The organism is Thermogemmatispora sp., from assembly GCF_019683635.1.
Taxonomy (GTDB): domain Bacteria; phylum Chloroflexota; class Ktedonobacteria; order Ktedonobacterales; family Ktedonobacteraceae; genus Thermogemmatispora.
The window spans coordinates 1-22,092 of sequence record NZ_JADGIA010000029.1; the positions used below are offsets into that span (position 1 = coordinate 1).

General features: G+C 61.5%; 19 protein-coding genes. 3 read left to right on the forward strand and 16 right to left on the reverse strand.

Annotated features, from left to right (window positions below):
* The 5 genes from IRZ31_RS05340 to IRZ31_RS05360 form a co-directional block, all read right to left on the reverse strand.
* The coding region (locus IRZ31_RS05340) for a hypothetical protein (RefSeq protein WP_297150618.1) at positions 1-220 on the reverse strand (220 nt) is incomplete at its 3' end.
* 312 nt (positions 221-532) lie between these two features.
* Complete coding sequence (cysK, locus tag IRZ31_RS05345) at positions 533-1,468, reverse strand: cysteine synthase A (RefSeq protein ID WP_297150621.1); 936 nt, start codon at positions 1,466-1,468, stop codon at positions 533-535.
* Between the two features lie 27 nt (positions 1,469-1,495).
* A complete protein-coding gene (locus tag IRZ31_RS05350) occupies positions 1,496-1,906 on the reverse strand; it encodes a response regulator (RefSeq protein ID WP_146747250.1) in 411 nt (136 codons plus the stop codon).
* Between the two features lie 160 nt (positions 1,907-2,066).
* Entirely contained in the window at positions 2,067-2,507 is a 441-nt protein-coding gene (locus IRZ31_RS05355; RefSeq protein WP_052890681.1) for an Rrf2 family transcriptional regulator, read from the reverse strand.
* Between the two features lie 201 nt (positions 2,508-2,708).
* Positions 2,709-4,379: a cytochrome c biogenesis protein ResB gene (locus IRZ31_RS05360; protein ID WP_297150633.1), complete on the reverse strand. Its 1,671-nt coding sequence runs from the start codon at positions 4,377-4,379 to the stop codon at positions 2,709-2,711.
* A gap of 441 nt (positions 4,380-4,820) precedes the next feature.
* On the opposite strand from IRZ31_RS05360, the gene IRZ31_RS05365 reads away from it, so the two are divergent.
* The gene (locus IRZ31_RS05365) at positions 4,821-5,924 is read left to right on the forward strand and encodes an aminopeptidase (RefSeq protein ID WP_297150636.1); all 1,104 of its coding nucleotides are present in this window, start codon (positions 4,821-4,823) and stop codon (positions 5,922-5,924) included.
* Between the two features lie 137 nt (positions 5,925-6,061).
* Here IRZ31_RS05365 and IRZ31_RS05370 read toward each other — a convergent pair whose 3' ends face one another.
* The 7 genes from IRZ31_RS05370 to IRZ31_RS05400 form a co-directional block, all read right to left on the reverse strand.
* A complete protein-coding gene (locus tag IRZ31_RS05370; RefSeq protein ID WP_297150639.1) occupies positions 6,062-6,865 on the reverse strand; it encodes a class I SAM-dependent methyltransferase in 804 nt (267 codons plus the stop codon).
* Positions 6,866-6,920: 55 nt separating this feature from the next.
* Entirely contained in the window at positions 6,921-7,193 is a 273-nt protein-coding gene (locus tag IRZ31_RS05375; protein WP_297150642.1) for a hypothetical protein, read from the reverse strand.
* A 105-nt stretch (positions 7,194-7,298) separates the two neighbouring features.
* The gene (locus IRZ31_RS05380) at positions 7,299-8,231 is read right to left on the reverse strand and encodes a WD40 repeat domain-containing protein (RefSeq protein ID WP_297150645.1); all 933 of its coding nucleotides are present in this window, start codon (positions 8,229-8,231) and stop codon (positions 7,299-7,301) included.
* A 136-nt stretch (positions 8,232-8,367) separates the two neighbouring features.
* Entirely contained in the window at positions 8,368-8,853 is a 486-nt protein-coding gene (mog, locus tag IRZ31_RS05385; protein WP_297150648.1) for a molybdopterin adenylyltransferase, read from the reverse strand.
* 9 nt (positions 8,854-8,862) lie between these two features.
* Positions 8,863-9,576 carry a CpXC domain-containing protein gene (locus IRZ31_RS05390; RefSeq protein ID WP_297150650.1) on the reverse strand — a complete coding sequence of 238 codons (714 nt, stop codon included), beginning with the start codon at positions 9,574-9,576 and terminating at the stop codon, positions 8,863-8,865.
* Between the two features lie 168 nt (positions 9,577-9,744).
* A complete protein-coding gene (locus IRZ31_RS05395; RefSeq protein ID WP_297150653.1) occupies positions 9,745-11,016 on the reverse strand; it encodes a DNA double-strand break repair nuclease NurA in 1,272 nt (423 codons plus the stop codon).
* Positions 11,006-14,131, reverse strand: coding sequence for an SMC family ATPase (locus IRZ31_RS05400; RefSeq protein ID WP_297150655.1), 3,126 nt, complete (start codon positions 14,129-14,131; stop codon positions 11,006-11,008). Before IRZ31_RS05400 ends, IRZ31_RS05395 begins: the two co-directional genes overlap by 11 nt.
* Before the next feature lie 410 nt (positions 14,132-14,541).
* Between IRZ31_RS05400 and IRZ31_RS05405 the strand changes: the two genes are divergently transcribed.
* Both IRZ31_RS05405 and IRZ31_RS05410 read left to right on the forward strand, forming a co-directional pair.
* Complete coding sequence (locus IRZ31_RS05405) at positions 14,542-15,549, forward strand: hypothetical protein (RefSeq protein WP_297150658.1); 1,008 nt, start codon at positions 14,542-14,544, stop codon at positions 15,547-15,549.
* A 285-nt stretch (positions 15,550-15,834) separates the two neighbouring features.
* Positions 15,835-16,773: a DUF6612 family protein gene (locus tag IRZ31_RS05410; protein ID WP_297150661.1), complete on the forward strand. Its 939-nt coding sequence runs from the start codon at positions 15,835-15,837 to the stop codon at positions 16,771-16,773.
* Positions 16,774-16,947: 174 nt separating this feature from the next.
* Here IRZ31_RS05410 and IRZ31_RS05415 read toward each other — a convergent pair whose 3' ends face one another.
* From IRZ31_RS05415 to aroF, 4 genes are all read right to left on the reverse strand, one after another.
* A complete protein-coding gene (locus IRZ31_RS05415; protein WP_297150664.1) occupies positions 16,948-18,462 on the reverse strand; it encodes an SPFH domain-containing protein in 1,515 nt (504 codons plus the stop codon).
* 33 nt (positions 18,463-18,495) lie between these two features.
* On the reverse strand, positions 18,496-19,548 hold the full coding sequence (locus tag IRZ31_RS05420) for a stage 0 sporulation family protein (RefSeq protein ID WP_297150667.1): 1,053 nt from the start codon (positions 19,546-19,548) through the stop codon (positions 18,496-18,498).
* Between the two features lie 368 nt (positions 19,549-19,916).
* On the reverse strand, positions 19,917-20,498 hold the full coding sequence (locus IRZ31_RS05425) for a response regulator (RefSeq protein ID WP_297150669.1): 582 nt from the start codon (positions 20,496-20,498) through the stop codon (positions 19,917-19,919).
* A gap of 433 nt (positions 20,499-20,931) precedes the next feature.
* Entirely contained in the window at positions 20,932-22,005 is a 1,074-nt protein-coding gene (aroF, locus tag IRZ31_RS05430) for a 3-deoxy-7-phosphoheptulonate synthase (protein WP_297150671.1), read from the reverse strand.
* Positions 22,006-22,092 lie beyond the last annotated feature (87 nt).

A 22,092-nucleotide genomic window follows, 5' to 3' on the forward strand; every position in this document is an offset into this window, starting at 1 on the left:
GCCAGCGTCCCCCCCCTACTAGTCCCCCCGCCACCAGCAGGAAGGCCACCGCCGTCAAGAGAGCGAGCAGGCTGTTGCGCACATAGGCGGAGCGCTTCAGATGAAAGCGTTGGACCTCTGTCCCGCTTTGGTATTGACCGATTGTTGACATCGCGCGTACCATCCCTCCCCATGTGCAGCAAAAAAACATCTCGGCTGGCCAGCGTTGCAGATCTGCCATCAGGTCGGCGCCGCTCCTGCTTCGGGTTGGAAGACAAGACAAGGCGCCGTGGCCCGCCAGGGCTTTCCTGGCGAGTCATGCCGAGTTGACCTGGTACTTTCTGGCAACCGCCCGGAGGCTGGTCACAGCCGCTATGGTTTAAGACGAATCAAGCGGGACTTCGGTCTCATGAGCAGGCAGTTGACAGAGCTGATCGGGAGCGATCTTATTGCATCCACTTTGCTGAGGCTGCCTCACTCTGTGTCACGCACAGCCAGCGTCGTTGAGGAGCCTCCTACCCAGTGCTCCCGCTGAAGCCGGAAGGCGGCGCTGTTAGACGCGCAGATCATCGAAGAGGATCGTATGCAGGTAGCGCTCGGCAGCGCTGGGGAAGATGGTCACGATGACCTTGCCCTCGTTCTCTTGCTTGCGCGCCTCCTGGAGGGCGGCCCAGGCTACGGCCCCGCTGCTGATGCCGACAGAGAGGCCTTCTTGCTCCATGATGGTGCGCGCGGTGGCCACGGCATCATGGTCGCTGACGGGGATGACGCGATCGATCAGATCGACGCGCAGGGTGTCGGGGACAAAACCGGCTCCGAGGCCCTCGATGCGATGTGGCCCGGGACGCCCGCCCGAGAGGATGGCGCAGGCCGCTGGCTCGACAGCTACCACCTCTATCGTCGGTTTGCGAGCACGCAGACCTTCGGCGACCCCGGTCAGAGTGCCACCAGTGCCGACGCCAATCACCACCATATCAACAGCCCCGCCAGTGTCCTCCCAGATCTCAACGGCAGTGCCCTCGCGGTGAGCACGAGGGTTGGCTTGATTATAAAACTGCTGGGGATACCAGGCGTTTGACAGGGAGGTACGCAGCTCGATCACTTTGTTGATGGCGCCGCGCATCCCCTGGTTGCCGGGGGTGAGAATTACCTGGGCCCCGAGGCGACGCAGGAGCAGGCGGCGCTCCAGGCTGATGGTGTCGGGCATGGTAAGGATGCAGCGATAGCCGCGGGCGGCGGCGATCCAGGCCAAAGAGATGCCCATATTCCCACTCGTTGGCTCGGTGATGATCCCCCCAGGGCGCAAGAGACCCTGCGTCTCCGCCTCACAGATCATCTTGAGGGCTGGACGATCCTTGAGGCTGCCACCAGGGCTGAACATCTCTAGCTTGGCCAATACAGTGGCCCCGCAGGAAGCAGCAAAACGCTTTAGTTCCACCAGCGGGGTGCGACCGACCAGCTCTGTTGCATCCTTGGGCCAGCGCGCCATGTTCACCTACCTGCTTGCCTGTTTCACCTAGTCTTCTGCTGGCTCGGCTTGCTCCGGCTCCTCGGCGAGCAGGGCGCGCATGAGAAAGAGGAGTTCTTGCACGCTGAAGGGTTTGCGCAGCATCAAACCCGTATGTAAGCCCATGCGATGCAGCTCCCACTCGTAGCTACCGGTGATGACGATAATTGGTATATGCCTGGTTTGACTATGGCCGCGCAAGATCCTGTAGAGGGAGACGCCGTCGAGGTTGGGCAAGCCTACATCGAGTAGGATCAAATCGGCCCCAATGTTGGGCAAATGCTCACGAGCCTCCTGCCCATCGGGGAAGACGTGCAGCTGCCAGGAACTAACGGTCGTGATGACCGCCTGAACCATCTCGATGAGGCGCGGATCGTCCTCTACCAGAGCGATTACCTTCGTCTTCTTCGCTTTTTGCACAGGAACAACCACGTCTTACTACCCTTCCCCTTCAGGCCAGCGGACAACTGCCACCCGCCTGCTGCTGCACATCCCCAGTCCAGGCCACCAACCAGCTCCCCCATCCACCACCCATCAGCCTGCCACTCCCATGAGCGACAGCTTCCCCCGCCTGGACTGGCTAGATATAGTACATGGTCTCTGCAGCGGCGCCAGTGCGATGGCGCTGCGCCAGCTCCTCGATGGTCGTCGAGAGCAGAATTTGCCAGGTCATCTCATCGATTTTCTGCCAGACCTCACGCAAAGCACAGCCTGGTGACAGCTCACAGACACCAGGCGAAGGCAAACATTTCATCGGCGGCACGTAGCCCTCCAGGGCCCGCACGACCTCGGCCATGGTAATCTGAGAGGGCGGCCTTGCCAGCATATGCCCACCCTTGGGACCGCGCACACTCTTGACCAGCCCTTCCTTGCGGAGCGCCATCAGGATCTGATCAAGGTAATGCTCAGGAATATACTGCCGACTGGCAATATCCGCACTTTCAACCGGTCCCTGTCCATAGTAGGCCGCCATGTCAAGCATGGCCCGTAGTCCGTAGTCGCCTTTCATTGTGAGCTTCATACGCTTGTTCCTTTCTTGCTTGCAGCATCCTCTTGCGGATGGACAGGGCTACGAACCTTGTGACCCCTGCTGCTTGCTCTTGCCTCTGTGTTGCAGGACAAGGACGTGTTTCTAACGCTAGGATATATCAATTGTGAATCACTGTCAATGGCCGCTTCTATCAGCGCTGTCCCCCTGAACGCCGTCCCCAAGCCTCGGCATCTACTGCTTGCTTGATAAGGCATGGGAGGGGCGGGCCTCCTCGGGTGCTCCCTCGCGTTGCTCCTGGCGGACTGCTGAGGCCCGGGCTTCGCGTGCAATGCCCAGGAGATCGGTACGGATGTTGGTGAAGTGTTCGCGCAGGGCTGCCATTTCGACCTGGTCGCCGCGGATGCGCAGCCAGATGCGTCGCTGTGGGAAGTAGAAGGTGATACACAGGCTGAGCACCAGGACAATGGCGATCGGCCAGACGAGCGGGGCCCCAGCGTCGCGCGTGACCAGCAAGACGGTGGCGTCACTGGCGGCGTCGAGCCTGATGGTCCACTGACCGTCGACGCTCTTGCCGCTCTGTCCGGGCGAGAGACGCAGCAGGGCTTTGTCTTCGTTATTGCTGGTGCCCGGTGTGCCAATGGCGATGAGCAGCACAGGATGGGCAATCTGGGACAAATGCTGCCCTTCCGCATGAATGAAGAAGACCCCCATCGTGTAGTTGGTGCCCCCGATGGGGATGCCGCGTGCGTAGTCGACGCTGCCGTTGCCCGAGGGCAGGGTGCTGCTGCTATCGAGGATGATGGCATCGTGATAGAGGACGTTGCCCTGAGCATCGGTGATGGTGACGACCGCTGAGGACACCAGTGAGGATTGATGGAAGGTGATGCCGTCGTAGGTCAGCGGGTCGTTGACACGCAGATGGTCGCTATGGGCCACCAGCTCGCCATCACGGTAGACGCTCAGGTCGGTAACGTAATCGACGGGCTGGCCAGTCTGAGGATCAAAGCGCGCGGTGAAATGGTTGACGCGAAAGCTGATGTTGTGAGGGGTGCCGCGCGGGTAGACGACGGCGCTCTCGCCGGTCGGCAAAGCCTGGTCGAAGCTGAAGCCCGCCAGGGCATCGCTGAGGCTGATGATGGGAGCCGGCAGAATGCGCCGCGCCGGGCTGTTGAGTGGGAAGCCATGCCACTGGCTGATCATCCCCGCCAGCAAGAGCGCCACGAGTGAGGCGTGGAAGACGAAGGTGGAAAGGGTGGCCCAGGTGTTCTTGCTGGCGTAGAGATAGGTGACTTCGCAGTTGTCTACGCTGTCGCTCTCGCTGCGCACACGATAGCCGCGACGCCGCAGGGCGGCGCTGGTCCAGGCCACAGCCTCGGGATGGTTGAAGCTGGCTCGCTCCAGGGCGTTTTGATAAAAGCGGTCGCTGCGCCGAATGAGCGGATGGGCAAAGTTTTGCCAGATGGCCGGGGCGCGATTGAGGGTACAGACGACAATGCTGAGCGCCAGTATGCCCAGCAGAAGCATAAAGTACCAGCTTGAGAAGATGGTGAAGAAATGGAGCCAGTCGTAGATGGGCGTCAGCGAGCCATACTGCGGCAGGGCGTTTTGCTGCAGCCAGGCTTGATAGGCCGCCGGGTCATTGAGGACTTCGCCCGGCGCCTGGGGAAAGTAGATGCCCAGGATGCAGACGATGATGATACAGACAATCAAAAAAATAGCTGTGCGCACCGAGCTGAGCCAGCCCCAGAGAGCATCGAGAGGATGCTTCATCGCGTAGGTCAGACGCTTCTTGAGGCGCTGGCCAGGGCTGAGCCGGGGCGCAGGAGGCCGTTTCTTGCTTGAAGAGGGCCGCGCTCGACGGGACGCGGCGCCACGCTGTGATTGCTTGAGCAGTGTCGCCATGAGAATCTATGGTCTTTCCTTCCTGCCTGCTGGCTGAAATGGAACGGTCCTTGCTCGTTTGCAGAGTGCCACCGGTTGCTTCTCGTGTTCTTGTAGTATGATAGAGCAAGGGCGGTATTCTGGCAAGCGTCCACCCACTGTATCGCTCCTAAAGAGAGTATCCACGCACGGCCCTGCAGCACTCCGTCCCCATAAGCAGGAACCTCAACGGACGCCGCGCTGGTGCAGAAATTCTATACTACTTGTTGTTGAGCAGATGAGACAGGGCAAGCTGGCAACCGCATCTACACGACCCCTCGCTGCGCGCAGAGGGGCCTGCACGTCATCGTATCTTGGGGAGAGCTATGCTTGAGCACTGCTGCGCCCGCCCCTCACCGTTGCCAGTTTTCCGGCTTGAGGTATGCTGATTCTTGTCTAATAGAACAGAGAGGAGTTCTTTTCATGGCCGACGAACGTCATCAGAAGCTGGCTCAGGTGCTTGTCCACTACTCGCTGGAGCTGAAACCCGGCGATCGATTGCTGATCCAGGCTCCTACCGCAGCCTTTCCGCTGACACGCGAGGTTTTTCGCGAGGCGATCCGCACTGGCGCCTATGTGGTGGCGGTGGAAACGCTGCAGCCGGAGTTGACCGAGCTGCTGCTACGCGAGGGCAGCGACGAGCAGCTGACCTATGTCTCCGAGCTGGACCGCTTGCGCGTCGAGCAATATACGGCCCGCCTCTACGTTTGGGGCGAAGAGAATACGCGCGCCTTGTCCTCGGTCGATCCCAAGCGCCTGGCTCTCTACCAGCGAGCGCGTCAGGCGTTATTGAGTCGCAGGCTGGAGCGTGAGGCCAGCGGAGAGGCCCGCTGGTGCGGTACGCTCTTTCCAACGCACGCTTATGCGCAGGACGCCGGCATGTCTCTGAGCTCCTATGAGGAATTTGTCTTTACGGCAGGCATGCTGAATATGCCTGATCCGATCGGGGCCTGGCGCCGGGTCTACGAGGAGCAGCAGCGCATCGCGGCTTTTCTGGAGCAGCACGATGAGTTGCACATTGTGGCCCCTGGAACCGATCTACGGCTGCGCGTGGGGGGCCGCCAGTGGATTAACTGCGCCGGTAAGGCCAATTTCCCCGACGGCGAGGTCTTTACCGGCCCGATTGAGGATTCGGTCTCGGGTACCATTCGCTTTAGCTATCCGGCCTTCTATCAAGGCCACGCGGTTGAGGGGCTGAGCCTGACCTTCGAAGAGGGGCGTGTGGTGAAGGCTACGGCCCGTACGAACCAGGCTTTTCTGGAGGCTATGCTCGATGTCGATCCAGGCGCCCGCACCGTTGGTGAGGTGGCTTTCGGATTGAATTACAATATTCAGCGCTTTACCTGTAATACGCTATTTGATGAGAAGATTGGGGGGACGATGCACCTGGCCCTGGGGGCCTCGCTGCCAGAGAGCGGCGGACGGAATCAGTCGACGATCCACTGGGATATGGTGAACGATCTTCACGAGGGCCGCGTGTATGCCGACGGCCAGCTCTGCTATGAAAATGGACGCTTCTTGATCTGAGACAGAGCAGAGAGGCGAGCCAGGCAGGAAGGAAGGAAGTGAGCCGGCCCCGGGCCAGGGTTGCAGCCCATGATCGGCTGGCTGCTGGCCTGGCTCGCCTCTGGAGGCTGAGATAAGGGTCCTGGCCTGGCCGGATGCTACCCGGCTTTGCGCCCGTGCCAGAGGGTCCAGCACTCCTGAGCGATAATCTCGCCGGCCTGCTCGTGCTGGGCCAGGTGCTCTTCAAGAAAGGCAATGTAGGCGAGTAACTCGTTGACCTCCTCCTCACTCATGTCGTAGAGGGGGGCGTTAAGCACGTAGCTCACCAGCTCTTCGGCCAGGGCGCTGCTGTTGGGATAGACACCGCGCGTCTCCCAGAGCGTGCGCTGCAGAACATCGCGAAAGCCGACGTCTTGCATGATCTGGCGCACTTCTTCGCGTTGGAAGCGTGCCAGGACACGCTGGTCGACCAGACGTGGATAGCGGGCAAAGAGGTAGCCCCAGATATGGGTTTTGCTGCCCGGCTCCAGAAGATCCTCGGGGGTCTGGTCCTGGATGAACAGGCTACCACCAGGCTTGAGCAGGCGATAGGCTTCGATGAAGCAGGGACGCAGCTCTGTCGGACGCAGATCGCGCAGCAGGGCGCGCATAAAGACGATGTCGTAGCGCTCGGCCAGCAGGCCGGTGGCCAGGGCGTTGCCGCGTAGAAATTCGATGTTGCGATAGCTCGCGCAGCGCTGGCGCGCCTGTTCTAGCTGCTCTTCAGCGCTGTCGAGGCCGATAACATAGGCGGCCCCCAGATCGGCCAGGGCCCGGGTGTAGAGACCATTGCCGCAGCCAAGATCGAGCACAAGTTTGCCGCCGGGCGGGATGAGGGTGGTGACCGCCTCCAGCCAGGCGGGATCGGGGCGGTCGCTGGTTTGCAGCAGCCCTCTTTTTTCTGGATAGACTCGGGTCGCCATTGTTCCCGCTCCTTCCTGTGTGACGCACACCGACTCGGCGCACACCGCTCGACGCTCAGGTAAGGCGCCGGGGAGAGCTTAGCCCGTTCTTGATGTAGGCCTTAACCCCTTCCGGCCCGCGAATGCGCAGCCAGAGCGGCCCGCGCTGCGGTGCAAACTGCAACTCAAAGGTAAGCAGGGGAGCACACTCGCGCTCGATGCTGATGAGCGCAAGAATGGCCGTGAGCTGCTCGCGCGTGTCGCTGAAGCGAAAGGCATAGCCGTCGCTGAGCTCGTTGACCTCCTCGGCCTCTTGGAAGAGGTCGAGATTGCTTTCACGGCGGCGCATGATGCGCTCCTGCCCCCTGCTGGCATCTCCACTGGACATGGTCGATTCTCGCACACTCGTGTCAGAAATGACTGTGACTCAGGTCCCGTTTTTGCTACTGTTGAGCTAATCTACATCTAAGTCTATGATATGTATCAGTGTATCACTGGCAGAAGCAATTTGCCTACCCTTGGGGGACCAGGCGACACAGCGAATCCAACGCCGGTGCTCGCTGTAGCTGAGCAGAGTCGCGCCGCTGCTGGCCTGCCAGAGTAGGAGAGAGCAGTCGTCGCCAGCGGAGGCGAGGAGCTGGCCATCCGGCGACCAGGCCAGCGCTTTCAGGGGACGATTGTGGCCGCGGTAGGTGGTGATGAGTTGGGGATTGGGCGTCTGCGGTCGCCAGACCAGCACCCGGTTGTCAGCCCCGCCCGAGGCAATAAACTGACCATCCGGTGACCAGGCGGCGCAGTAGATGGGTCGACCATGCTCGCTGAAGCGCAGGGAGCGCTCGGCCCGGGGTGAGGAGGAGGAATCGTCAGCGCCAACGGTCCAGATGTCTACATAGCCATCAAAGCTGGCGCTGAGCAGCCGCTCCCCACTGGGGGACCAGCCGACGGCAAAGAGCCGATATTGTTGACGATCGCAGAAGAGGCAGCGCCCGCTGCGGCTCTCCCAGAGCTGGAGGCTGCTGTCACCGTAGTCGCCGCCCGAGATGAGATAGTCGCCGTTGGGAGACCAGGCCAGGGAGCGCACGAAGCGGCGATGTCCACGGTAGATGAGCAGGCAACGGTGAGGCGAGGTGACTTCCCACAGGTGGACGGCTCCGGCGGTGTCGCCCGAGGCAAGCAGACGGCCATCGGGGGACCAGGCCAGGGAGAGGATACACTGTCTGTGGCCTGGGTAGGCGGCAATGGGTTCAAGTGTGCCATCTTTGGACGACTGCCAGAGGCGCACGCTTCCGTCGCGTCCAGCCGAGGCAAGGAGCTGGCCATCGGGGGACCAGGCCAGGGCAAAGATGGCATCGCTGTGACCCGGGTAGTGTCTGGCTCTTGCCCACATGGCTGACGTCTCTTTTTTTCGTGGTGACGGCAGAGTCGCGCGCGGCTTTTTCCATCCCCTCCCGGGCAGGCGGCAGCTGGAGCGAGCAGCCCCGATCAAGAGGTTACCTGGCGGGCGGGCGCACTCGCTGCCGCGGCTAGTGTTCGCTGGGGCCGCCAGTCAGGAGATTGATCGCGTGCGGCAGAACGGGCAGGATTGTTTCCAGGCACTCTTTAACGGCCTTGGGGCTGCCCGGCAGGTTCACGATGAGCGTCTGCCCACGCGTACCGGCGATTCCCCGCGAGAGCATGCCGAAGGGCGTATGTTGCAGGCTGGCGGCACGCATGGCCTCAGCCAGGCCCGGAGCCTCGCGCTCTATGACGGCCTTCGTGGCCTCGGGGGTCACATCGCGCGGAGCCAGGCCGGTGCCGCCCGTCGTCAGAATTAAGTTCAGCCGTTGCTCGTCGCACCAGGAGCGCAGCACGGCCTCAATCTGGTCCCGCTCATCGGGGACAATAGCCGTCGCGCTCACCACCGCCTCGGGTAGTTGCGCCACGAGAGAGCGAATGGTCTGGCCGCTTGTATCCTGGCGCGTCCCGTGGGCGGCACCATCGCTGATCGTCAGTACACCAACCGTAATCATCGTCCTTCGTCACCCCCTGGGGGCCAATGCGCGCATAATGGCTCCGATCTGGCGACGTGGCCCATAGAGCCAAACCGTGTAGGTTTCTCCCTGCTCCTCCTCTTCCACAATGCACTGCATCTCACGCGCCAGGCGTCGAGCAATGTCAAACATCTGGCCGCGTTGAGCGGTGCTGCGGCTTTGGGTGCGCAGGGCGATTTTGCCGAGACGCTCATCCTGGCTCAGGCCAGCGTTGATAAGGAGGGCCAGCTGATCCAGGCCAAAGATCACCTGCAGGGGCGGGATCTCTTCACCTGCACCCCGCACAGCAGCGGCGGCGAGGGAAGCCGCCATCTCCCCCTCACCTGGCGTCTCCGCTTCTTGTTCCGCGTCCGAGACTGAGGCCGACCCCTCTTCCGGCTCGCCTGGCTGCTGAGCCACGCGCTCGTAGACGTCGCGCAATTTGGCCTCGATCAGCTCACGCCCCTCTCGTGGCACGTTGTCGCGAGGATGGACATAGGCAAGCAGGCGATTGGGCGGATCGGAGTAGATGAACGGTCGCCGAGCCTGAGCTCGCCGCCCACAGGAAGGGCAGGTGACTACGTTGAGGCGACCCGCCAGGACGGCATAGCGCAGCTGGGGGTCACGCGCGACGTTGACATATTCATAAATCTGACACTCAAAGCTATGACCACAGCGACAGGTCAGCTTGTAGCTGGCTGTCCGCGATGCTAGTTGCGACATAGATGATAGCGCTTCGAAAATGACATCCTCTCCAGCGAAATGAACCACACAGGCACTAAACATCTCTATCATATCACATCGATGCCGGCCTGCTGGGGCCAGGATCGAGCACGCAAGGCAGCAGGTTCACCACAAGCCCCGCTTTCTCCTATGGATGATAGTGTCCACTCAGCGCCGGCGGCTCTTGCTCAGGGCCTTGGAGGAGAAGGTGAAGCTCAGGCCCTGCCCCTCGATAAATTGCTGGAAATGCGCATAGAACTCGGCGCGATCCTGGAGGGTGATGACGGCGACGGCATCGGCGGTCTCGATGGCATAGGGATAGCCCTGGCCCCCAGCGATGATCTCGGCTCGTACGACATCGATGACGGGATCAAGCAGGCCCTCGTCGACGACCCAGCGCGGGAATTCCAGACGGGCTGGCGGGCGCTGACTCACAGCCTGCAGATAGCAAAAGGCGATGCGCTCGCGATAGGGTCCATAGTGGTCGAGGACATCACCGCGGGCGCAGATCATGGCCGGCGTGCGATCTCCCCAACGCAGTCGCCCTTGCCAGAGCAAGGCATCGTGAATGCGCTTGGTCTCGCGCAGCAGCGGCTGGGGCTGCATGGCATCGAGGCGTAGGAGCATGGTGATGATGTCGCGCGCGTAACTGGTGTCGACGTAGCCAATCAAGGGCACGCGGAAGCGCTCCGAAGCCTGCAGCAGGGAAACAGCGCCGGCGATGTAGCGCTCGCGGTAGGGACTGGGCATAGTCAGGGCGAAGGAAACAACCAGGGAACCATCGAAGAAGACCACAGGGCTGTGAGCCGGTTCATCAGGCCGACGCTGACGGGCTAGCTGTTCCATCTGGCTGCAGAGAGTCTCGACTTCGAGCTGGAAGCGACGCAGCGAGACCTGCAGCTCAGAGTAGGGGTAGCCGCTGGGATCGGCGCTTTCGCTGGGCGCTTCTTCCAGGATCTCGTCGGGGGTCAGCACTTCGAGACGCACATCTTTGACGTAGGGACGTCCGCGCTGGTGGGGATTGACAAACAGGCCGACCTGGACCAGGGCGACGGGAATCGAGGCATCGCGCCAGGGCTGAAGCTGGCTGCCGTCGACGGCCAGCGTTGTAATCCCTTCGATGCACTCCGCCCACTGCCGCGCCTGCTCGTGGTTGGCGAAGCGTTCGGCGAAGCGAAAGACGGGGCCGTGATAGTCCTCCTGAGCGGCCTGAACCAGCCAGCGATCGAATTCGATCGTCGGGCGCGCACCCGCCGGCGGCAGACCCTGCCCGTCAGGTGGCAGGTGCTGCTCTAGATGGGCGCTTGAGCGGTAGCGGCGATAAAGTGTCTCTAGCACATGACGATAGGCCCCCAACTGATCGCTGTAGGTCCCACCATAGAGCATGAACTGGTCTCGTTTGCTGGCCAGGGCGGCCAGGAGCTTGCCTTTATGAAGCATGGGCGTGCTCCTCCTCCTGCTCAAAGGCTGCCTGCCACTCTTCGTCACTGACCAGGCGAGTCTCGCCGTTTTCTTTGCGCAGGCGGATCAGGCTGTCTAGCCCCTGCTCAAAGGTATCGTCATGGCTGATGACGATGAGCTGATCAAAGCCACGGACGCGTCGAATCTGCTCGGCGAGGTTGGTACGGCGGGTGCTATCCATATTCTGAGTCGGCTCATCGAAGAAGGCTATGGTCAGGTTGGAGAGCTTCTTGAGCAGCGCCAGGCGCACGGCCAGGGCGGCGCTCATCTGCTCACCACCGCTGAGCTGAGCAAAGGTGCGCGTGGCGCTGCGATTGCGGACGACAATCTCGTAGTCGTCCTGCCAGCTCAGCTGCGCGCTGCGATCGCCCATGATCTCGCCAAAGATGCGATTGGCCTCGGCGGAGATCTCAGCCAGGCGGGCCCGCAGGATTTGTGGAGCGGCCTCTTTGAGCAGCTGGCGGAAGAGATCAGTCATGCTGGTCAGATCTTCGAGGGTGCGATATTCCTGCTGCGCAGCCTCCAGAGCGGTGAGCAGCGCCTCAGCCTGGCGGATGCGCGCCTCCAGCTCAGCGATGCGACTGCGCGTGTGCTGGAGAGCGGTGGTATAGCCTTTGAGGTCCGCTCTGAGCTTCTTGATCTCTTCGTCAGTACGCTGGAACTCGGCTTCATCAAAGGCGATCTGGGCCTGGCGATAGGCACGCTCGGCCTGCTGCAGTTCTTGTTCGGCCCCCTGATAGTCGACAGTGGCTCGCTCATAGGCTTGTTGACGCTGCGGCAACTGACGCGCTCCCTGCTCGTGGGCCAGATAGGCTTGATAGCCGGCCTGAGCGCGCTGACGCCGGCTCTCTTGCTCAGCAAGACGCCCGTCGAGGTCCTGATATGCCGCCAGGCGCTCAGCCAGCGCCCCTAGCTCTCGCTCCAGACTGGCCTCCTGCTGGACTAGCTCAGCAAGCTGCTCGCGCAGGCGCGGCTCGCGTTCAATGGCGGTCAAGAGGCCACGAATCTGGCCAGCGGGATCATCCAGCTCTGTCAGCTGGGCCTCAACTTCTTTAAGGCGCTCGCGGACACCCTGCAGCTGCTGTACCTGCTGCCGGCGCTCCACAAGCTGCTCTTCCAGCAGCTTTAGCTGCTCCTCAAGCTGTTCCACTTTCGTTCGTAGGGCTGGCAAAGCCCGCACGCGCTGATCTGCCAGCTCGCTTTCGCGCCGCGCCTGCTCGGCCTGAGCGATCTCTTGAGCTAGATTCTGCAGCTCATCGAGGTCCTGCCGGAGATCGTCGACATCGCGCTGCAAGCGCAGCAGCTCACCTGCCAGCTGGCGCAGACGCTCCGCACACTCGCTCTGCTGCGCCCGATAGTGGCCCAGGCGCTCGTATTCCTGAGCATAGACGGTGAGCCTGGCAACCTGCTCCTCCAGTTGCTGCTGTTGTTGACGCAGGCTGGCAAGCTGGGCCTCGTCACTGGCAATGAGTTGCTCGAAATAGGATTCCAGGCTGGCCAGACCCTTCTGGCGAATATTGAGGCATGGCTCATGAAGCAGAGGACAGAGGCCGCCGCGCGAGCGATTGTATGACTCCCGATAGCCATCGATGTTGCCCTCCAGACGATAGCATCGGGCCGTCAGCTGGGCCTGCTCTTCGCGCAAGGCGGGCAGAGCCGCCACCTCCTCGCGATGGGCTTCGACCGCGGCGATCGTCTCTTCCAGGCTGCGCAGACGCTCCGCGGTTTTGGCGCGCTCCTCTTCCTTCTGACGCAGGGTCTCCAGCTTCTCTTGCAGCTGAAGCTGCTTCTGGCTGCGCTCCGAAAGGCGAGCTTGAAGCCGGGTCAGGAGGGTGATGCGTTCAGGGAGCCGGTCAGCCAGCTCTTGCAGCGGCTCGATCTCGCTCAGCTGCTGCTGCACGTCTTGCAATCGCTTCAGCTGCTGTTCCTGTTGACGGCGCAGGCTGCGCCCCTCTTCCACCAGCTCATCATAGCGCTGAACCTGCTGGCGCAGCTCCTCACGCCGGCGCTCCAGCTCGCGCTGACGGTCCGCCAGGGGTGACAGCTCGATCACACGCTGGCGCGCCTGCTCGATCTCCTTGAGGGCGGCCTCCACATGGGCCTTGTTGGCGCTCAAGCCAGCCTGGCGATGCTGCAGGGCCGCCTGCTGCTGGCGTAGGGTGTTACGCTGGCGCTCGGCCTGGCGCAGTTCCTGCAGGGCGGCCTCCGCCTCCTGATAGGCCAGATAGGCCGCGCGATTGGCCTCGACCTGAGCTTGCGCCTGGCGAGCCAGCGCCAGCTCTTGCTCACACTGACGCAAACGCTGACGAGCGGCCTCGCGCCTTAGCTGGGCCTGCTCAAAGCGATGGCGCAAGTTGAGCAGCTCGTCGCGCTGACGCCGCAAGAGAGCGTAGTGGTTCTCCGCTTCCTCCAACCGGCGCGTGCCACTGGCAATCAGCTCTGTCTGGCGCTGCTCCTCCTGGCGGGCCTGTGCCAGCTCCTGCCTCCACTGATCCAGGTCGCGTGTCTCAAAGCTGAGGCGCTGCATCTCCTGCTGTTGCTGCTGCATCTGATCCTTATAGTAATTCTGGACCTCGCGCAGATAGTCGGAGGCCAGGCGATAGTCTTCGATCTGCAGCAGCTCATCGAAGGTCTTCTTGCGCTTGGCCGGCGTCTCCAGAAAGACCGCTGTGAAGGTTCCCTGGGGCACGCCGAGGGCGTCCTGAAAGAGGGTTGGCAGGGGGCGCTCGCGCTCAATTCCGAACAGCTCATGTAGCTTATCGAGCACGTCGGTGCGTTGCTCCAGGCGATAGTCGGCCTCGCAATCGTAGAGCTGCCAATAGGCGCCGGCGCCACAGCGGCGTTCGACAATATAGCGTCGTTCGTCGTTGCCCACCAGATGGACGCGGATCAGACCATATTTTTCGCCCTCGCGCACAAACTGGCTATGCTGCTTATACGGCAGGGCATCGAAGAGGGCAAAGCCAATGGCCTCGACCAGCGTCGTCTTACCGGCCCCATTCGCTCCCTGAATAGCCGTCGTCCCGCGTCGGAACTCGACGGCCAGCTGATGATAGCTTTTGATATTTTCCAGCTCAAGACGAGTAATCAACATGCCGCACTAGCCTTCTGCTCTACTCTTCTTCCAGCAAGTCTGCAGCCGTCTTCTCTCCCGCTCTCCCTCTCCTGCCGGCAAGGTGCACCATTCACCTCACCAGAGGACGGCGGGAGAGAGGCGAAGGATGTCCAACGAAGGAGCAAAAACCCTGCTCAGGAACAAGTTTATGATTGTTGTTTCTCCCTTGCGAGGCCGAAAGCGGTAGTTCCCAGGCGCATTATACCATGCCCGCGCCTGAAACACAGCATCGCCTTACCACGTGTCAGGGGAAGGAAGGCGAGAGAAGATGCACCGCGGGCTTCTGCTTCCGACGAGGCAGAAGGTGGCTGCGAACGGACACAACCAGGAAGCGATAGCCCCGCTTCGACCCAGAGAGGAACGGGACAGCATAGACAGAGGAGTCTTTCATGCACAATATTACATCCTTTCCAGATAAGAGCAGACCAAGACCAGGCTACAGCATAGTGTTGAGCCTGCTGGTCCTGGGGACGAGCCTGGTCTTGATCCTCAGCGCCTGTCAGGTGAGCCTGACGCCGGTGCAGCAGGGCAGCCAATTGCCCGTCGGCCAGGTCCTGCAGAAGAGCAGCCAGGCTATGCAGAAGCTGAAGAGCCTGGCCTTTAGTGTCACGGCCAGCGGCACTTTGCAGGGCACCACTCAGACCACAGCCAGCGCTACCAGCAGTACGACGCCAGCGCCAGTCACCGGCACGCCATCAGCCACGGCCAGCGCCACCCCTGTGGTCAGCCTGAGCTTCAATCTGACAGGCAATGGGCAGCAATCGTTAGCCGATGGCCGGCAGGCCCTTAATCTGACGCTCAACCAGAGTACCAGACTGGCGGAGATCACTATCGGCCAGCAGGTCTACCTGCAGAACCCGCGTGGCCAGTGGTATGTCATCGACGCTTCCCGACTGGAGGCAGCCGGAGGCAATCTGCTCGCCGGCTGGAAGCTGGACACCAACGCGCTCCTGGCCCTGGCACTGCACAGCAGCATTACCGATCACGGCGACGAGACCCTTAATGGCCAGAGCCTGCGCCATATCAGCGCCGTCCTCGACAGAGAGGGGCTGCGTCAACTGCTCACGAGCAACACACAGCTCAGTAACTTGCTGGGCAGCCAAAACCTCAACAACCTGATCGACCATACGCGCAGCTTCCAGGCCACACTCGATCTCTGGATCGATGAAACGCAGTTCTACCTGCACCGCGTGCAGCTCAAACTGGCGATGAGCGCCGACACCAGCGGCCTGCAGACGCCCATCGCCGGCGTGGCGACCGCGCTGCTGCCTCCCACCTTGCTGGTGAATCTCAGCACCACAGCCGACCTGAGCCAGTTCAACCAGCCCGTGACCATCAACGCCCCGACGAACGCTATTCCGACCAACGACCCCCGCGCCGTCTTTGAGATGAGCTAAGGGCCAACTGCCCCTTCACTGGACTGGGTGCGGAAGACAAAAACGGTCACGCGCAGCTGACAGGCGGCCCATGAAGAGGCCTCGCTCGCAGGCTGCGCGTGGCTTTGTCTTCTTGTTGCCTCTTTCAGTATAGCCCACAGCGTTACGGCTGCAGCATGGCAAGGCTCGCAGCTCGGGAACCAGATCACCGAATTGCTGCTTCTGATAGGGAAGATTTAACAAGGAAGACGAGAATGCGTCTATCTTCTCCTAGAACAACAGAACACCGTACGAAAGGAGTTTGCCATGCTTATCCGCCGGCTATCGACCAGCTCGCTTCTCGCCGCTCTGCTCGGCCTGACGCTTCTGCTCAGTGCCTGCGGAGGTGCCAGCAGCAGCGGCAGCAATAGCAGCACGATCACAGCTGGACAGGTTTTGCAGAAAGCTATTGCAAGCATGCAGAAGTTGAAGACAGTGCATATGGACTTTTCTGTAACGGAAAACCTCCAGATGCAGAGCCAGGGAACGGCCACGCCAACCAGCCAGAGTAGCGCCCTGCCCAGTAACCTGGCCCTGTCACTGCAAGGCAGTGGCGATGAGATCTTTCCAGATCAGACCTCGTCTCAGATGAAGCTAAGCATACCCGGCGTCGGCACGAACCTGCAGTTGAACGAGATCGTTAAAGATGGGAAGGTCTACATCCAGAACAAGCAGGGCCAGTGGTATGTTCTGGACCAAAGCAGCCTGACCGGCACGAGCAGCTTTCTGGAAGCGGCCAACAGCGATCAGTACAGCCGTCTGCTCACACTCGCGCAGAAAGCTCAGCTGACCGACCACGGAGACCAGAGCCTCCACGGCCAGAGCTTGCGGCACATCAGCGTTACCTTCGGCAAGGATGCCCTCAAAGACCTGCTCAACTCCTTCGAACAGCTGCCCAGCAGCCTCAGCCAGAGCAACCTGCAGCAGATCGAGCAGGCCACGACCTTGCAACAGGCGGGGCTGGAACTCTGGATCGATGAACAGAACTTCTACGTCCACGAACTGGGGATCACGCTGAAGATGGACCTCGACCTGAACAAGCTGTTGCAGACCACCCCGACCACCAGCGGCTCCAGCCTCAGCGGCGTTTTCTCGACCCAGACCGCTGCCACCGTGGACTACAGCAAGTTCAACCAGCCCGTCACCATTAACGCGCCAGCCAACGCCACGCCCACCGACAATCCCTTGACCATCTTCCAGCAGTAGCAACAGCCAGACCAGCGAGCCAGCCCTTCTTGAAAAGAACGAGGGCAGACCTGGCATCAACCAGGTTTGCCCTCGCGCTATCTCACCCAGCCGTCGCTTCCGCGCCTGGTGTCCTCGCCATCCCTCTTTGCTGCCGCAGCATGGAGGGAGAGAGTGAGGCCCTGACTGACGCGGTTACTCGCGACCTGGACGCTCCAGCTCAGTCTGATCGGCATATTGCGGCGCATAGGCCCGCATCCGCTGCCGCTGCTCGCGAATCAGCTCGGCCCGCTGGCGCAGCGCTCGCGCCGCCCGCGCGGCATCAAAGCTGACCAGGCGGCTTAGCTCAGGATCGTTCGCCACCGTCTCAAAGCGCGCTGCAATCGAGGCAATCGTCTCAGGATCGGTAATGCGCCCCTCACGGACCGCATTATAGGTGTTGGCCAGGATCTCCTCTTTCAACGTCTTGGGAGAGAGCGATGCCGCAGCAGCATGGCCCGACTCAGAGGCTTTTCCCAGGCCGGGGCTGGGATCAGCCGGGTGAGCCGCAGCTGCCAGGCCGGCACCAGCGTCGGCCCCGGCCCTGGATGAGCCCGAGCCGTCCAGCCTTTCAGCTCCGCCGGCCTTCACTGTCTCCATCGCGTCTGTATCGGGCGGCAGCGAGCCGCGCGGCGTTACCGCTACATCATGAATATGCACCCAGTGGATCTGCACCCCCCAGATCGCCACCTGATCCTGCATACGCTCAGCCAGCTCGCTGTTGATCACCTCCCAGCTGCTAGCTCCCTCCTCGTAAGGCGAGGCCCCGTAGACCGGCGAGCGACGCGCCAGGAAATAACCCACACTGAAGGTCGAAACCACCGCCTGGATCGTCGTCAGCAAGAGCTGCTGGAGACTGGCTTCCCAATCATTAACCTCGGTCACCGCCAGATAGGCATCTTCTGGCAGCAGCTGGTAGCAGATCGTTGCCGAGAGATAGACATCCTCATCGGGGGTCAGATGCACCACCTGGGGCGGACAGGTCCATTGCGTGCGCCGCGTGTTCAGGCGCTGAGCCACCCGCTCCCAGGGTAGGAGTACATTCGGCCCCGGGAAGAGTGTGCGCCGATACTGTCCAAAAGCGAACACCAGATCGACATAACCCTCGGGGACAGGATGGAGCAGATAGCGCAGCAGGAGGACCGCGCCCGCGACCATCAGCACCAAGAGGATCAGACTGACCAACGGACCGAAGAGCGCAAAGGAGCCAGCGACAACGAATAACCCTACACCGCAAGCCAATGCCAGCGACCATAGTACCGCATTATCGGCGGCATAATACAACATGACGCCATGCAGAATCGCAATCGCCAGCAAGATCAGCGCCGCCGGTAACAGGCCCGCATGCGACAGGTAAGCTTTCCCATGCAGAGCCGCTGGCACCAGGAGCAAGAAAGTCACAGAGCCAAATAACAGCGGAAGGAACAGTGGGGAAAACTGCTTGAGTACTAGCCACAGCGTTTCAATGCGCGAGGAAGGATAGCCATCATCGGCTAGCCCTTCGGTGTCTGCCTCTGTCTCAGGCAGAGCGGAAACGGATGTTGAGGCATCAGGGGCAAGTGGACCCTGGCGGGCGGCGGAAGCCGCCTGCGGTTCCTGGGCCGGGGCTGTCCAAACGGCGCTTGCCACGGGATCATCAGCCTGGCCCGGGTCCATCCATTGTGAAGACATAGACGCGCCTCCCTCTCTCAGCACCTGAAGAAGTTAATCCGCCCGTTGCTGATTGGTAGTTGTATTGCTGGTGCTGCAGCCCGACCTGCACCCACCCTGGGAGCCGCAGCGCGGACAAGGGCCAGCGCCCGAGCTACCACAGCTACAGCCGGCACGAGCGCTGGAAGCCGCAGGCTCCTCCTGACGGTGGGGATTCAGTCGGCAGGTCTGGCAACAACCGCCACCTACGGATGAGGCACGCCCTGAACCTGGGCCGGGGTCTGGCTCTTGCTGCTGGGGAACAGGAATCTGGATCGTTGCCCCGCTCTCCAGCATGACCTCGACCGTTTCCTTGGGCACATTGATCGAAACCACCTTGCCGGGTCCGCTGGGCGTCTCCAGGATTGTCCCGATCTGCGGCATACGCTTCTTGGCCTGAATATAGTTCTCATTCTCGTAGGACAGGCAACAGAGCAAACGGCCACAGACTCCCGAAATCTTGGCCGGATTAAGGGGCAGCCCCTGCTCCTTGGCCATCTTGATCGAGATGATGCCGAAATCACTGATCCAGGAGCTGCAGCAGAGCGTCTTGCCGCAGGGACCAACGCCGCCCTGAAGCTTGGCCTGATCGCGCGCACCGATCTGACGCAGTTCGATGCGCGTGCGAAAGGTAGCTGCCAGATCGCGTACCAGGGCACGAAAGTCGACGCGCTCATCCGAGGTAAAATAGAACGTCAAACGGCTCCCATCAAAAGTATACTCCGCCTCCACCAATTTCATAGGAAGCTTGTGCTGAGCGATACGCTGCGCACAGCGGACCAGCGCCTCCTTCTCCTTACTCTTGTAGGAGAGCATCATGCGCAGCTCTTCCTCGGTTGCCAGGCGGAGCACAGGTTTCAGGGGGTCGCTCAGCTCGCTTTCTGCCACCTTTTTTGCGGGGATCACTACGCGGCCCGCCTCCACCCCACGCACCGTCTCGACGATCACATATTGGCCTGTGCGATAGGTTTGTCCCTGGGGATCGAAATAATAAATGCGCCCGGCGGGACGGAACCGGATACCGACAACCGTCACAACGTTCTCAGTAGCAGAAACTGTCGGCTGCATCGCTCCCGTCTGATGCCCTTCTTCTCTTTCCTTTATCTCGGCTGCTTCTGCTTCTCTCCCTCTCGCTCTCGCCTTGCCGACGCGCCTCGCCCGGCGCCCTGGCCCCGGAGAGAGGTGGCGGACGGGACAAACAGCTGGCTCTCCCTAAACCGACGCGACCTCACGGGACGCGCAACGAGGACAACCCAGAGGGAAAGGGGACGGCGGCAATGCCGCCCCCAACTAGAGCCTTCTCTGTTCGCTCTGCTCTCGTACTTCTTCCACCAGCTCGCTCGCTTGCCGCTCCCTACAGGCAGCGCAAAGCCAGCCCGAGTGGCGCCAGCTTGCAGATCAGCCCAGCCAGCAAGCGGCTCGACCGGTAGACCAGGCTACATCTCGTTGATTTCGTTCGTCAGCAGGATGGCCTCCGCCACCTCGCGCATCGACTTGCGATTGTTCATGCTGGCCTTCTGGATCTTACGGAAAGCCTCCGGCTCAGACAGGCCATAGCGCTGCATCAGCAGCCCCTTGGCCCGCTCCACCACCTTGCGCGTCTCCAGCTGCTCGCTCAGCTCCTTCGCCTTCCCCTCCATCGCGCGGAACTCGTTGTAGCGGGCGAGTGCCACCTCGATGGCCGGGGCCACCTCGCTCTCGCGCAGTGGCTTCACGATATAATTCACGACACCAGCCTGCTTCGCACGCTCGACCAGCGGTTGATCGCCAAAGGCGGTCAGCAGCAGCACCGGCGCGATGCGTTCCTGCGTCAGAATCTCGGCGGCAGCGATGCCGTCCATATCGGGCATGCGAATATCCATGATCACCAGGTCCGGGCGCAATTCGCGAGCCAGGTTCACAGCGCTCTGCCCGTCACCGGCCTCACCAATGACCAGGTAGCCCTGCTTGGTGAGGACATCTTTCAGGTCCATGCGTTGAATGGGTTCATCATCGGCAATGATCACACGTGTTGGCATGCTCGTATCCTGTCGGTATGACTTCAAACAAACCAGACTTGCAACTTCTCAAACGACATAATTCGACCTGGCCGCTAGCACAGACGCAATGACCGTCTCCCGGTCTTTGCCCCGTGCTCTCTGGCTTGTAACAAAGAGTATACCACAGGTGTTTGATAAGAGTCGAGATAGAGTTTTCTGCCAGTTCTTTGCACTCCCAGTCTTGCCGCGAACCTCTCCCCACTCGCTCACCCGGCTCTGTCCCCCCCTGCCACGCCGGCTCATGCCTCATAAAAAAAGGGCGCCTCATCGCACCCCTATGCTCTGCAGCTCCTGCCACAGGCCGCCGTTCGAGGCGGGCGGTCTTGCTCCTTCTTCTCCCCTCCTTGCCTGCGCTGGCGGCGTCGCCATCGGAGGTGGAGGCTGCCGGGTACCCGGCAGCTCGCACTGGCTGTCAGGCCACCTGCGATAGCCTGTCGGCGTCCTGCATGATCTGGACCATCAGACGCGCTTCATAGACGATCGTGCGCAGCTCAGCCGGCGTGATGGACTGGCGACCGTCGCAGAGGGCGCTGTTCGGATCGGGATGGACCTCCAGGATCAGGCCCTCGGCGCCCGCGGCGATGCCCGCACGGGCCATCGTGGGCACCAGTTCGCGCCGCCCGGTGGCATGGCTGGGATCGACGATCACTGGCAGGTGAGTTAGCTCGTGTAGCAGCGGGACACAGGCGAGGTCGAGCAGGTTGCGGGTCTGCGGGTCAAAGCTACGCACGCCGCGCTCGCAGAGGATGACGTTGGGATTGCCAGCAGCGACAATGTATTCGGCGGCTAGCAGCCATTCATCAATGGTGGCGGAGAGGCCACGCTTGAGCATCACTGCTTTTCCTCGCCCCCGTCGGCCCACGGCCTGCAACAAGGGGAAGTTCTGCATGTTGCGGGCCCCGATCTGCAGGATGTCGGCATAGTCCGCCACGACCTCCACCATCTCCGGCTCCATGACCTCAGTAATCACTGGCAAGCCTGTCTCCTGACGGGCTTCGGCCAGCAGACGCAAGCCCTCGATGCCGAGCCCCTGGAACTGATAGGGCGAGGTACGCGGTTTGAAGGCCCCGCCGCGCAGAACCGTCGCGCCGGCTTCCTTGACGGCCCGCGCCGTCTCCAGGAGCTGCTCGCGGCTCTCGACGGCGCAGGGCCCGGCCATGATGACCGGCATGGCCTGCTCCCCACCGATAATGACGGGATCACAGTGGCGGGCATCTCCTACGACGATGCGGCTGGGGCTGGCTTTGAAGTGACGGCTGACGAGCTGGTAGGGAGTGGTGGGGGTAAGGATCTGGGCGACAGCGGGTTGGTGGCGGATGGCATCCAGGGCCTGGGTATCGAGGGCAGCCTGATCGATAGCAATGACCTCGCTCTCCCCGATACAGGTGGTGGCAACAGGTCGCCGATGACCGGCTACCCGCTCTACAAGCGCCAATAAGGCGGCGCGTTCATCCTGGTTGGCCTGTGCATCAATGACGATGATCATACAGCTGTCCGTTCCTTTCTCCTGAACTCCTGACTGCATGCTCCCAGACAGGGCAAGATTCCAGGGAAATAAAAAAGCAGAGGTTTT

Excerpts from the sequence above, each read along its gene's own strand:
- cysK (WP_297150621.1), bottom strand. The coding sequence starts at position 1,468 with ATGGCGCGCTGGCCCAAGGATGCAACAGAGCTGGTCGGTCGCACCCCG.
- IRZ31_RS05355 (WP_052890681.1), bottom strand. The coding sequence starts at position 2,507 with ATGAAGCTCACAATGAAAGGCGACTACGGACTACGGGCCATGCTTGAC.
- IRZ31_RS05360 (WP_297150633.1), bottom strand. The coding sequence starts at position 4,379 with ATGGCGACACTGCTCAAGCAATCACAGCGTGGCGCCGCGTCCCGTCGA.
- IRZ31_RS05365 (WP_297150636.1), top strand. The coding sequence starts at position 4,821 with ATGGCCGACGAACGTCATCAGAAGCTGGCTCAGGTGCTTGTCCACTAC.
- IRZ31_RS05370 (WP_297150639.1), bottom strand. The coding sequence starts at position 6,865 with ATGGCGACCCGAGTCTATCCAGAAAAAAGAGGGCTGCTGCAAACCAGC.
- IRZ31_RS05375 (WP_297150642.1), bottom strand. The coding sequence starts at position 7,193 with ATGCGCCGCCGTGAAAGCAATCTCGACCTCTTCCAAGAGGCCGAGGAG.
- IRZ31_RS05380 (WP_297150645.1), bottom strand. The coding sequence starts at position 8,231 with ATGTGGGCAAGAGCCAGACACTACCCGGGTCACAGCGATGCCATCTTT.
- mog (WP_297150648.1), bottom strand. The coding sequence starts at position 8,853 with ATGATTACGGTTGGTGTACTGACGATCAGCGATGGTGCCGCCCACGGG.
- IRZ31_RS05390 (WP_297150650.1), bottom strand. The coding sequence starts at position 9,576 with ATGTCGCAACTAGCATCGCGGACAGCCAGCTACAAGCTGACCTGTCGC.
- IRZ31_RS05395 (WP_297150653.1), bottom strand. The coding sequence starts at position 11,016 with ATGCTTCATAAAGGCAAGCTCCTGGCCGCCCTGGCCAGCAAACGAGAC.
- IRZ31_RS05400 (WP_297150655.1), bottom strand. The coding sequence starts at position 14,131 with ATGTTGATTACTCGTCTTGAGCTGGAAAATATCAAAAGCTATCATCAG.
- IRZ31_RS05405 (WP_297150658.1), top strand. The coding sequence starts at position 14,542 with ATGCACAATATTACATCCTTTCCAGATAAGAGCAGACCAAGACCAGGC.
- IRZ31_RS05410 (WP_297150661.1), top strand. The coding sequence starts at position 15,835 with ATGCTTATCCGCCGGCTATCGACCAGCTCGCTTCTCGCCGCTCTGCTC.
- IRZ31_RS05415 (WP_297150664.1), bottom strand. The coding sequence starts at position 18,462 with ATGTCTTCACAATGGATGGACCCGGGCCAGGCTGATGATCCCGTGGCA.
- IRZ31_RS05420 (WP_297150667.1), bottom strand. The coding sequence starts at position 19,548 with ATGCAGCCGACAGTTTCTGCTACTGAGAACGTTGTGACGGTTGTCGGT.
- IRZ31_RS05425 (WP_297150669.1), bottom strand. The coding sequence starts at position 20,498 with ATGCCAACACGTGTGATCATTGCCGATGATGAACCCATTCAACGCATG.
- aroF (WP_297150671.1), bottom strand. The coding sequence starts at position 22,005 with ATGATCATCGTCATTGATGCACAGGCCAACCAGGATGAACGCGCCGCC.